Genomic DNA, 11,956 nt, shown 5'->3' with positions numbered 1-11,956 from the left:
GAAACCGCCTTCCGGCGGGGTCATATCGTCCGTTTATCGCGCGCCCGGTAGCGCCGATTCCGGCCGGACGGGAGATGTCCGGCCGGAAATCCCGAGGCGATGTCTCCGGCCGCGGGTAAAGCGATGATCACGTCCCAGGGCGGTTCCCCCAGCTGTGATGACAGGCGCACGGAGCAGGCTTTTCCCGTTGAACGACCTGTCGCCTGCCGTGCGCTCCGGAGCTCGGCGAGCCGTCCGGGAGCGGCCCGCCCGACGTACGCGGTCACCGCGTCGTACGACAGCGGGCGGGTGGCGAAGAACTCCACGCCGGCGAACCGGACCTTGCCGGCGTGCGCGGCGTTGTAGGCGCGCAGCCGGCGCAGCACGTCCCGGACCTCGCGCGTCCGCCACGTGGCGGCCATCTGGCCCATCAGGGCGTCCAGGTCGCCTTCACCGGTGAGGAGGTAGTCGTCGATCAGCAGGGTTGTGGCCGTCGCCTGTGCCGGCAGGGTCGTGGTCGTCGCCTGTGCGGGCGGGGGTGGGCTCGTGAGCAACAGTGCGGCGGCGGCGGTGGTGAGCGCGGTGAGGACGGGTAAGCGCGTCATCGTCTCTCCTGTGCGTGAGTGGTGTGCGTGCACCGTCTCCTTTTCGCGCCGCCGCCCGCATCCGCCCGTCAGCGGCCCGCGGCGTACACCGCTCGGCGTAGCCGGGAACGCGTGGAGCCCGGCGCGGGCGACCGCGCCGGGCTCCCTGTCCCCTCAGGTCAGGCTCAGACCGGGGTGATGGTGTACGTCGCGCCCTTCTTCGCCGAGATCTTGATCACGTCCTTGCCGGCGGCGTAGTCCACCTGCCTGGTGCCGACCCGGGTGATCCGCACCTTCTGCCCCGGCCACGGGTTGGCCAGGCGGACATCGCCGCCCGCTTCGGCGGTGATGTCCACGTAGGTCACCTTCCCGCCGCTGATCTCGCTGGAGACGACCAGGCCGCCCTTCTCCCGCAGCTTGACGAAGGAGCCGTTCTTGCCCGCGGGCCAGACGGGGAAGACGTGCACGACGCCGTCGAAGCTCTGCAGCATCATGTTGTCGATGGCCTCGATGGCGCCGGCCTTCTCCAGGCCGTGGTTGCCGTCGGCGATGCGCAGGTTCGGGGCCATCCGCTGGGTGATCTGCCCCTTCAGCCTGTCCACCAGGGTCTGGGCGGGGTAGCCGACCCGGGCCGCCTGGGTGAAGATCTTCGGGAAGCTGTTCTCCTGGCCCCAGGAGTTCATGACGTCGATCGTGTCGATGGCCCGCTGCCGGTCCGCCTGCGGCGACCCGATGCCGAGCTGCTCACCGGGATGGACGAACTCCAGGTTGACGGTGTTGTCGCCGGGGCGGATGTCCCGCCCGTCGCTCACCGTGCCGGGGTCGGCGAGCGCGTACACCGTCTTGCCGTTGTAGACCGTGGTGGGCGTGGCCGGCAGGTGCTTGAGGATCTTCTGCCAGGTCCTGCGGCTCTTGGCGTCCTTCTTCAGCTCCTCGCCGGCCGCGATCACCTTGGTGAGCAGCAGCTTGAGCATCCCGAGATCCGGGCTGGAGTTCTTGGCCCAGGTGCCCTCGTGCGGCCCGGAGTACAGGTTGTACTGCCGCGCCTTCGCGTCCCACTCCAGGTAGTGCTCGAAGAAGGTGGCCACCTCCTTCATGAACGGGTACCCCTTGGTGACCAGGAAGTCCCGGTCCTGGGTGTAGTCGTAGTACGAGATGTACTGCGTGACGGTGAACAGCGCGTTCGCCACCTGCTGGTGGTAGAGGTCGCCCACGGTCGCCCCGAACGGCGCGATGCCCACCGGGAAGAGCACGCCGCCGGGGATGCCGCCGCTCGGGAAACGCGGCCCGATGTAGTCCGGCTTGACACGGGTGAGGTCCTCGACGGACCGCCGCCTGGCCTCGGGCAGGTAGTCCTGCACCAGGTCGAAGTACGGCAGCGCCAGCTCGGGGCGGTTGCTGGAGTAGACGCCGTAGTAGTTCGCCTGCCAGTTGTAGTTGAGGTGCATGTCGCCACCCCACTGCGGGTAGTCCGACGTCGCCCAGATGCCGTAGAGGCCGGGCGCCGTCCTGCCCTCCCGCATGGAGGAGCCGAGCAGGTAGAGCGATCCGTAGTAGAACCGTTCGAGCACGTCGTCGTCGAGGTCGACGTAGGACCGCAGCCAATACCGCTTCCACCAGTCCACGTGCTCGTCGTAGAGCGTGCCGAGCGTGCCCGCGGTCTGGTCGCCGGCCAGTTTCCGCGCCGCGGGGGCGGGGTCGGCCGGGTTCGGGCCGCCGCCGGCGACGGCGGTGACGATGTTCACGGTCTGGCCGGCGGGCAGGTCGAAGACGATCTGCCCGGCGGGGCCGTTCGCCGCCGGCTCGCCGACCGGGGCGCCGCCGACGACCCGGCTGGCCAGCGAGGCGCGCGAGGTCCAGGGCTCACCGGCGGGCGTCTCGCGGGTGGCCCACACCGTGTCGCCGGTCACCCCCGCGGTGCTGGTGAAACCGGGGCGCGCGTCGACCGAGCCGGTGGCGGTCTGCGCCTGGAGCCGGACGGTCCGCTCGCCGAGGGAGCGGATCTGCGTCACCACGACGTTGTCCTCGGCCCCGGTCCAGGTCTTCATGGAGACGGGGGTGCCGCCGATCGTCATCGAGGTCTCGATGTCACCCTTGAGGATGTTCTGCTCCTCGGTGAAGGGATCGTTCGGCGCGGTGGGGCCCTCGGTGTCGTACAGCTCGAACTGCCCGACCCTGGCCCGCGGGTTGCTGACCGAGTCGGGCGTGGTGCCCTGGGTCGGCTCGGTGAGGTCCAGCCGCAGGTACCGTGCGGTGACCGGGGCGAACGTCCGGTCGGAGACGGCGGCCGTGTTGCCGGTGACGGTGTCGACGGTGGTCCAGTTCGAGCGGTCGGAGCTGACCGAGAGGGTCCAGTCCTTGCCGGTGTTGGCGCTCTCCGCCGGCCGGGCGGCGGCGTCGTGCCGCAGGATGTAGCGCCGGAAGGTTCTGGCCGTGCCGAGGTCGAGTTCGAGGGTCTGCGGCTTGCCGACGTTCGACACCCAGCCCTCGTAGCCGGGTCCCCAACTGCCGTTGACCGCCCGGCCGGGCGCGAAGGAGGGGTGCGAGCTGGAGGCGGTGGCCGTCGCGCCCAGTGCCAGGTTGGCCGACTGGTCGGCGCCGGACGCGGGGGTGATGGTCACCGAGCCGAGGGCGACGAGCGAGGGACTGGAGCCGCCGAGCCAGAAGTCGCCCTTGGAGATGTAGAAGGTCTTGTAGCCGTTCCCGCCGCCGGACGTGACGCCGATGTCGCCGTTGCCGAGCAGCGCCGTGTCCGGCATGGTGCGGGTGATCGAGTTCGAGTACGCGGGCGTGGTCCAGCGGCCCTTGACGGCGCCGACGATCTGCTGAACCCGCGCCCACTGCTGGTCGGCCGTGGGGGTGGCCGCCGTGGCCGGCCCGGCCGTCATCAGCGAGCCGGTGAGCGTCGTCGCCAGCACGACTGCCAGCGCGGCGCTTCGCGGTCTTCTCATGGTGGTGCCTCGGTACCTTTCGCTTACGGTGGCCGTGACCGCATGGCGGCGCCGTGACCAGGCAGAAAGCATGGCTCCGCCCACTGCGCAGCCCTCCTTGCTCCGGTTTCGGATCTCCGAAACAGAGGCTGAGATAACGTTATCCGGAAGGCTAGGCGTTACCTCCAGATTTCAAAAGGGCACATCCGGCAACAGATCGATCACGACAAACACGACAGCGGGGCCGTGAGAGGGCGGCGCCCTCGGTGCCGGCCGGGTGACCAGACCGGCCGGAACCGAGCATGGATCGGGGCCCGCAGATCAGACGGTGTCGTCCCAGCGGTCGAACACGACTTTGACAGGGTGCGCTTCGCGCAGCCGGCGTAGTTCGTCCTCGGTGAGGGACACCGCACCCGGAAACGTGTCGCCCACCTTCCACCCCGCGTGCAGCACGGCGTCCTCCAACGCGGCGACCGGGTTGTGCGAGGCGAGCCAGGTGTGCAGGAACGACGCGAAGAGCGCGTCTCCGGCCCCCGAAGTGCTCACCACCCCGCGTGGCGCCACGGCCGCGGCCTCGATCAGACGGCCGTCCTTCAGTCCCATGAGACAGCCTCGCTCGCCGCGTCCCACTGCTGCGATCATGCAGCCGGGGTAGCAGGCGAAGATCTGGGCCACCCACTGTCTTGGGGGGCAGGGCAGGCGCTCGTCACTGCAGAAGATGATGTCGGCGACCTCCAGCCAGGGCCGGTTGTAGGCGTCGTTCACGTCCGTGATCACGTGGACGTCCACGGCTATGGGGACCCCTTCGCGGTGCGCGTGCCGTAGCAGGGGCCGCACGAAGGCGGTGTTGGTGAGCACGGCGAGGTCGGAGCCGCGCATCTCCTTGCGGAACGCTTCGACCGGGTACTCCAGGGCGTTGACGGAGGCGAGGTACGGATGGCCGCGGCGCCGTCCGTCCGGGTCGACGAGCACGACACCGAGCGACGAGTGCAGCGTGGTCACAACACCGCCCCCGAGCAGTCCTCGGGCACGCAGCGAGGTCGTGATCGCCTGTCCGGCGATGTCGTTTCCCACGAAGGTGCACAGCCGGACGTCGCCACCGAGTGCACGCAAGATATCGGCGATGTGGCAGGCGGCCCCCGACACGTCGGCACGCAACCAGTCGGGGAAATGGACGGGCGTGTACGGAAGGGGGAACCCCTCGACCGGCAACGCCATGTACAGGCTGGTGACACCGGCGACCACGATCTTGCTTCCCATGACGGCTCCTCGGGTTCGCACGGTCAGGCGGGGGCGCTGACGAAGGGGGGCGGCACCGGCTCGGTACGGGCGAGAGTGCGCGGTTGCGGCAGGCGCATGAGGCGGTACATCAGCCGCCGCATGTTCCGGTCGAACTCGCCAGGAGCAGAGGTGAGCCGTGCCGCGACCGGCCTGAGGCCGGGACGGCGGGCGGCGGCGTCCGCAAGCTGGGCGGCCGGCGGTCGATCGGGGCGCAGCACGGGGGCGGTCGCGGCGAGCAGGCCGCCGGCGGACTCGGGGTCGAGGTCGTCCGTGGCCTCGCCCGCCAGCAGGACGGACGCGCCGCACGCCGCACCGTAGACCGCGACCGAGCCGTGGTCGCCGACGACGTGATCGGCGGCCACCAGCGCGCCGCGCCAGTCCGCCTCCGGCGACACCAGCGCGAGCCCGCCGCGCACGGAGTCCGCGAGCCACCCCTGGATCTGCCAGATCCCGTGCCCGAACCAGACGTTCGGATGCAGGAGCATGGCGACGCGGTAGCGGTCGCGCGGCAGTTCGGCCAACAGCCGCGGCAGCAACTCGGCGCGCCTGCCGAACAGCGAACCTGTGCCCCAGGTGGAGGTCACCACCACGAGTTCCCGATCGTCTCCGACACCGAGCGCCCGGCGGTAGGCGGGCCGCAGATGCGCGCTGGCCATCAGCCGGTCGTGGCAGGGATCGCCGACCACCTCGGCCACCGGGACGGCCTCGGGGCAGCTTCGCCCAAGCCGGCGCAGCTCCACGTCGTGCGCGAGCACGATGGCCGCGGGCACCACCGTGCCGTCCCGCACGAGCTCCTGCGGGCTCAGCCCGTACACGCCGCGGACGCCGGCGGGCCCGCCCCGGGTCCGGCGGCTCACCCGCTTGTTGTACCCGGCGCCGTGCGGGAGGACGATGAGCGGCGCGTGCACCTCCTCGATCCCCCCGTACGCGGCGGCCACCGCGAGGTCGAACCGGTGGCGTATGACCAGATGCCACGGCAGGACCACGCCGCCGATCCGGTTCAGCAGCTCGGTCACCCCGTTGCCGAACACGTCCGGTCCGATGGTGAAGACCACCTGGACCCGTAGGTCGGTGGCGAGCAGGTGGACGATGTCCAGCAACCGCTGGCCGGAGGTGACCGTGTGCACGATCACCAGAACGGTCCGCACGCTCCGGCGGGTCACCCACCGGGCGGCGTCGGGACCGACTGGCACGTGATATTTCTCTGTGCACGGCATCGATGTGAACTCCTTTCCGCTTCGGCCAGGATTTCTTGTACCTATAAGTCAGGCCGTTATTGTGATTTTTATCGATCTATCTGAGCATCCAGACTGGACCTGGATAAAACCTTGCAGTTACCGTGAGCGCATCCGTATGTCGCGCCTGCGCATCGATCGCTGTCGTGACGTGGACCGATAGCCCCACACGGGAGAAACTGGCTAGCGGCGGGTAAATTGCTGCCGAAAGGACACTCGTGGATGGAGTTCCGAGTACTCGGCTCCGTAGAGTTGCGGGCCGACGGGGCGTTGCGTGAACTGGGCTCGGCTAAAGAACGATTCGTGCTGGCGCTCCTGCTGCTCACTCCCCGGCAGCCCGTTTCCATCGAAAGTATGATCGAGCGGGTATGGGGTGACACGCCGCCGTCCAAGGCCCGTGGGAGTGTGCACAGTTACATCGCGCGGTTGCGTGGCCGGCTGCAATTCGGCGCGCATGAAGCGCGGGTGAGTTCGCGTCCCGGGGCTTACCTGCTGGACGTCGACCCGGAGCGCATCGATCTACACCGGTTCCGGCGGCTGTACGCGCAGGCGCGTGCCATCGCGGACAGCGGGGACGCGGAGGACGCGCTGCGTCTCCTGCGCGATGCCGAAGAATTATGGCGTGGAGAACCCCTTTCCGGACTGTCTGGAGAATGGGTAGAGAAGTTCCGTATAAGCCTGGAAAACGAGCATCGCGCGGTCATCGGAATGCGGCTCGCACTCGAACTCGAGGCGGGCCGGCACAGCGAGCTGATCGGCGAGTTGTACCGGCTCGTCGGGCAGCATCCCTATGACGAATCGTTCGTCGAGGACCTGATGGTGGCCCTCTACCGATGTAACCGCCAAGGCGATGCGCTGGAGGCGTATCACCAGGCCAGACGCCGACTCGTGGGGGATCTCGGCGCGGAGCCCGCCGCGTCGCTGCGCGGTACCTACGAGCGCATCCTGCGCGGAGATCCCGGTCTGGCGGCTCCGCCCGTCCAGCGGGCGCAGGGGACATCGCTTGCTGACACGCTGCCGCGTGACACCGCGGACTTCACCGGCAGGGAGGCCGAGTTGCAGCGCCTGTACGAGGCGCTCGACCCCACGCCGACGGCAGTGTCCATCGAGGCCATCGACGGCATGGCCGGGATCGGCAAGTCGGCGCTCGCGATCCACGCCGCTCACCGGCTCGCCCACCGCTATCCGGACGGACGCCTGTACCTCCATCTGCACGCGCACGACCCGAACCGGCCACCGGTCGAGGCCGCCGATGCCCTGAAATCCCTGCTCCACATGATCGGTGAAGATCCTCGCTGGATTCCGGACCGGTTGGAGGAACGTGCCGCGCTGTGGCGGGCGCGGCTGGCGAATCGACGGACGCTGGTCGTGCTTGATGACGCCGCCGGCGCTGACCAGGTCCGGCCGCTTCTGCCCGGAACGCCCGGATGCCTTGTGCTGATCACCAGTAGGCGGCGGCTCGCTGGACTCGACGGAGTCCGGCCGCTCTCGCTCGACATCCTCGCGCCGAATGACGCCGCCCTCTTGTTCCGGCGGATCGTCGGTCTCGACCGAAAGGTGGACGCCCGCGCCGTCAAGGAGGTGGTGAGCCTGTGCGGGCATCTGCCGCTCGCCGTCACCATCGTGGCGAACAAGCTCCGGCACCGGCCCGCGAGGGGTGTCGACGGGCTGGCCACCAGGCTCTCACGAGCCAGGGATCGGCTGGCCGAGATGCACGCGGAGGACAGCGATCTGAGCTCCGCGTTCGATCTCTCTTACCGCGAGCTTTCCGCGGAAGGGCAGCGGGCGTTCCGCCGTCTCGGCCTCCATGTGGGAGACGACCTGTCCACCGACGCCGCAGCGGCGCTGATCGGCTACGACCGGGCCACGACGGAGCGCGTCCTCGAAGGGCTGATCGACCGGCATCTGGTCGAGGAACCGCATCCAGGACGCGTCCGGCTGCACGATCTGCTGCGCGACTATGCCCGCGAACGCGCGGCGGCGGTACCGTGGGAGGAGCCTCGGCAGGCCGTACACCGGCTGCTCGACTTCTACCTGCACACCGCCGATCAGGCCGGACGCAGGCTGTATCCGCATCGGCGCCCCGTCGATGTGCGGGTCTCCTATCCGCCGGTTGACGCGCCTGAGGTGACCGAGCCGCGCACGGCCGTGGAATGGCTGCGTGCCGAACGGGCCAATCTTCTGGCATGCGTTCGCTACGCCGCTCACCACGGCTTCTCCGCCCACGCGGCCCTGCTGCCACGCATCCTTGCTCAGTACCTGGAATGGTCGGCGCACTGGGAGGACGCGCTCGACATCCATGAGATCTCCCGGCGGGTCTGCCGGGAGACCGGTCACCGCGGCGGCGAGGCGCATGCCGAACTCGAACTCAGCCTCGTGCGCAGCCGTACCGGTTATTACGATGCCGCCTTCGAGCACGCGCAGGCGGGCCTGCGGGCGTTCCGCGAGATCAACGACCGGCGTGGTGAGGCTGACACCCTTGACCATCTCGCGCGGGTGTCCTGGCTGTCCGGTCGCAACCAGGCGGCTGTGGCGTACGCGGAACGGGCGATCGCGCTGTACCGCGAACTGGGGGTGGCGCATGGCGAGGGAGAAGCGTTACTGCACAAGGGGAACGCGCTGAACTACCTGGGACGCACGGAAGAAGCGGTCGCCGCCTTCGAGCAGTCGTGGGAGATCGCCCGGACCCTCGACAACGCTCCGTTCGGGGCGATGGCCCTCAACAACATCGGCCAGTGGCGTTTCGACCGGGGTCGTCATCGCGAAGCGCTGGAACTATTCCAGCGAGCTTTGGCGATAATGCGTGAGGTGGGCTGGCGGCAGAACGAGGCAGTGGCCCTCAACAACGTGGCGAACGTGCACCAGTACAAAGGGCGTTACGACGAAGCCCTGCACTTCTACCGGGAAGCGTTGTCTGTCTACCGGGAGACAGGTGACCGCCGACACGAGGCGGATGCGCTCAGCAACATCGGCAGGACGTATCTGCTGCGGGAAATGCACGCGCAAGCGCTCATCCACTTCCATAAGGCGCTGGCGCTGGCGCGGGAGATAAGCGATCCCTACCAGGAGATCCGTGCGCTGCACGCCATGGGCGAGGCGCAGCGTGGCAGCGGGCAGTACACCCCCGCCTACGAGACCTACCAGCGCGGCCTGCGTGAGGCGCGGAGGCTGGAGGACCCAGCCCTGGAGGCGGCCTGCCTTCAGGGGCTGGGGGAGACCTCGCTCCACATGCGGGGGCACGAAGCGGCCAGACCTTTTCTAGAGCAAGCGCTTGCGATATTCGAGGCGCTTGATGCCCCCGAGTCCGAAATAATACGACTCCGCCTTCAAGGTGTGGAAGCTACCGGTTCCTGATTATCCATCCGCCTGGTTGACCATAATACTTAGGTTTATGGTCATTTTTCGGATTTTGGGATGAAGCGTGAGTGAATGGGCGAGTGCCGAAACGCCGGTGTGTGCTGGTAGTATGAGCACGAAAGCCCGCAAGAGGGGTTTTTTCCGACTTTTATTGTGTGAACCAGAAACTCCTCAAGGAGGAATTTTCGTGTCCACCATTATCGCCCTTATGGACCCGTTAATCATGATGGGTGTGGCTAAAAATGCATTGATCATGATGGGTGCCATTGAGGGTGTATCGATCATTATGGGTGCCTGATGGCCGGAAAAGAGTCGTTGATCACGAAGGTTCTTATGGGGAGGGTTATCTAGGAGAGCCGCCGCAGGATGGACGGCCACCACCGCCGACCTCCCACAAGGGGATCGTCGAATGTGGTGGCCTTTTTTCGTGTCAGGACACTCCCTCGCCTCGATCGAGCCGGTTCAGGTGGAGTCGTAGCCGGGTGTGGGCCGCGGTGTCGCCCTCGCCGAGAGCGGCCAGCGCCTCCTCGTAGCGTCGGCGGGCCGTGTCGTGCCGCTCCGCGTGTTCGGCCAGCTCGCCCAGTGCCGTGAGAGCTTCCGCCCGGCCGGTCGCCGAGCCGAGCTCGGTCAGCGTCTCCAACGCGGCGCGCAGCTCTTGGGTGGCCGCATCGCGATCTTCCTTCGCCATGTGAGCGCGCCCCAGGGCGATCTGGGCGCGCCCCTGGTTGTAACGATCGTCCACGCCGTCAAGGAGCGTGCGTGCCTGCTCCGCATGGTGGATCGCATCCGAACCTCGGCCTTGCGCTATGAGGACGTTCGCCAGTTCAGTCAGGACGAGCGCGACCTTCCTGCCTGCCCCGAGTTCGCGGTAGACCGCGGCCGCGGCCAGGAAGTGCCCGATCGCGGTGTCGTGCTCGCCCCGGGTTGCTGCGACCCAGCCGAGTCTGCGCAGCGAACCGGCGCTCCTGCCCCGCTCGCCGAGGGCCTCCCACAGGGCGCGCGCCTGCTCGAAGTGGGCGGTGGCGTCGTCGAACCGTCCCAGGTCGTGCAGGCTGAGGCCCAGCCGGTTCAGCATCTTCGCCTCCGCGTGCCGGTCGCCGCAGGCGCGCGCCGCGGCCACCCCGATCTCCTCGACGGCGAGGCGCTCGGCCTGACGATGGCCCAGGTGGAGCAGCAGCGGCCACATGGCGTCCGCGAGCTGCCACGCGGTGGCCGGCCGGCCGTGCTCGTACGCGGCGGTGACCGCCGCGCCTAGATTGGCGTGTTCGGCGGCGAGCCAGGCCAGCGCGTCCTCCGGGCCGCCGAAGTCGGTGGGCTCGGCGGGCGGGGACTCCGCGTCTCGGGGCAACCCGGTGCGATGGGGCCGTATCCGTCGCTCGGCCTTGGCGGCGGTGGCCAGGTACCAGCCGAGCAGCCGCTGCACCGCACCGTCGCGCACCTCCTCGGGATCTTCTGCTTCGGCCTCCTGGGAGGCGTGCAGCCGGATGAGGGCGTGATGGAACCGGTACCGGGCCTCGGCGGTGTCGGTCAGCAGGTTCGCCTCGGTGAGGAGTTCGAGCAGGCGCCTCGCTTCCCACCCGGGGATGCCGGCCAGCGCGGCCACGGCGTCGCCGCCGAAGGTGTTGCCCGGCACCACGGAAAGCAACCGGTACAGGCGGGCGGCCCCGGGCGGGAGCGCCCGGTAGGAGAGGTCCAGCGAGGCGCGTAAGGCCATGTCGTCCCCGATCGTCAGGGCCGCCAGGCGTCGTTGCTCCTCGGAGAGCGCGGCGACCATCTCCGCGAGCGGCCAGTTCGGGCGGGCGGCGAGACGGGCCGCCGCGACGCGCAGGGCCAGCGGGAGCCGTACGCACAGTTCGACCAGCTCGACCGCCGCCTGCGGTTCCCGTGCCACCCGGTCCTCGCCGAGGACGTCCACGAGGAGGGCGAGACCGGCGTCGGCGTCGAGATGATCGACCTGCACTCCGTGCGCCCCTCCTGCCAGCAGACCCGCCAGCCGGTGCCTGCTCGTCACCAAGGTGACGCTTCGCGGGGAGGCGGGGAGCAGCGGCCGGACCTGGGCCGCCGTGACGGCGTCGTCCAGCAGGACGAAGAGCCGCCGGTCGTGGGTGACCGTGCGGTACAGCGCGGCCCGCCTGGCGAACTCGCCCGGGATGAGCTCGGCCGGAATGCCGAGGGCGTGCAGGAAATCGCCCAGCACCGTATGCGGGGACACCGGCTCATCACCGGCGTGGCCGCCTAAGTCTGCGTACAACTGCCCGTCGGGGTAGTGCGGGCGGACCATGTGCGCCCAGCTCAGGGACAGTGTCGTCTTCCCCACCCCGGCCGAGCCGGTGATCAGCGCGGTGACCGGGGTGTCCGTGTCGTGCGCGCGGAGCGCGTCCAGCTCGGCGATGACGGAATCGCGGTTTATCAGACGTGGGCGCGGCAGGAGCTGGTTGGGCGGAGGCAGTGAAACGGTCCGGTGGAAATGGACGTCACCGGTGATGTCCCGCGCCTGGACAAGGGGCCCATATATTGACCCGTCAACCTCATTTCGCACGGTTTCCGGGTTGTTCCGGTCATTGTGTCGCCGTTCTGCCACCACTACCAC

7 protein-coding genes are annotated in these 11,956 nt (G+C 68.8%); 2 read left to right on the top strand and 5 right to left on the bottom strand.

Features of this window, described 5'->3' with window-relative positions; translation table 11 throughout:
- Positions 1-20: 20 nt before the first annotated feature.
- The 4 genes from QSK26_RS04345 to QSK26_RS04330 all read right to left on the bottom strand — a co-directional run bounded on the left by QSK26_RS04345 (position 21) and on the right by QSK26_RS04330 (position 5,967).
- The gene (locus tag QSK26_RS04345; protein WP_285773643.1) at positions 21-584 is read right to left on the bottom strand and encodes an erythromycin esterase family protein; all 564 of its coding nucleotides are present in this window, start codon (positions 582-584) and stop codon (positions 21-23) included.
- A gap of 164 nt (positions 585-748) precedes the next feature.
- Positions 749-3,514 carry a discoidin domain-containing protein gene (locus QSK26_RS04340; protein WP_285773642.1) on the bottom strand — a complete coding sequence of 922 codons (2,766 nt, stop codon included), beginning with the start codon at positions 3,512-3,514 and terminating at the stop codon, positions 749-751.
- 300 nt (positions 3,515-3,814) lie between these two features.
- A complete protein-coding gene (locus QSK26_RS04335) occupies positions 3,815-4,753 on the bottom strand; it encodes a carbohydrate kinase family protein (protein WP_285773641.1) in 939 nt (312 codons plus the stop codon).
- Between the two features lie 23 nt (positions 4,754-4,776).
- Positions 4,777-5,967, bottom strand: a complete 1,191-nt coding sequence (locus QSK26_RS04330; RefSeq protein ID WP_285773640.1) for a hypothetical protein — start codon at positions 5,965-5,967, stop codon at positions 4,777-4,779.
- A 264-nt stretch (positions 5,968-6,231) separates the two neighbouring features.
- Between QSK26_RS04330 and QSK26_RS04325 the strand changes: the two genes are divergently transcribed.
- Both QSK26_RS04325 and QSK26_RS04320 read left to right on the top strand, forming a co-directional pair.
- Positions 6,232-9,363 (top strand): AfsR/SARP family transcriptional regulator, encoded by a 3,132-nt coding sequence (locus QSK26_RS04325; protein WP_285773639.1) that lies wholly within the window; start codon positions 6,232-6,234, stop codon positions 9,361-9,363.
- A 67-nt stretch (positions 9,364-9,430) separates the two neighbouring features.
- On the top strand, positions 9,431-9,664 hold the full coding sequence (locus QSK26_RS04320) for a hypothetical protein (protein WP_285773638.1): 234 nt from the start codon (positions 9,431-9,433) through the stop codon (positions 9,662-9,664).
- Between the two features lie 132 nt (positions 9,665-9,796).
- Here the strand turns inward: QSK26_RS04320 and QSK26_RS04315 are convergent, their stop codons facing one another.
- The gene (locus QSK26_RS04315) at positions 9,797-11,905 is read right to left on the bottom strand and encodes a tetratricopeptide repeat protein (RefSeq protein ID WP_285773637.1); all 2,109 of its coding nucleotides are present in this window, start codon (positions 11,903-11,905) and stop codon (positions 9,797-9,799) included.
- Positions 11,906-11,956: the final 51 nt, after the last annotated feature.

The sequence above is a fragment of the Microtetraspora sp. NBRC 13810 genome, assembly GCF_030268685.1.
Taxonomy (GTDB): domain Bacteria; phylum Actinomycetota; class Actinomycetes; order Streptosporangiales; family Streptosporangiaceae; genus BSRQ01.
Note: the sequence above shows the minus strand (reverse complement) of the source record. Positions and strands in the feature narration are given on the sequence as shown.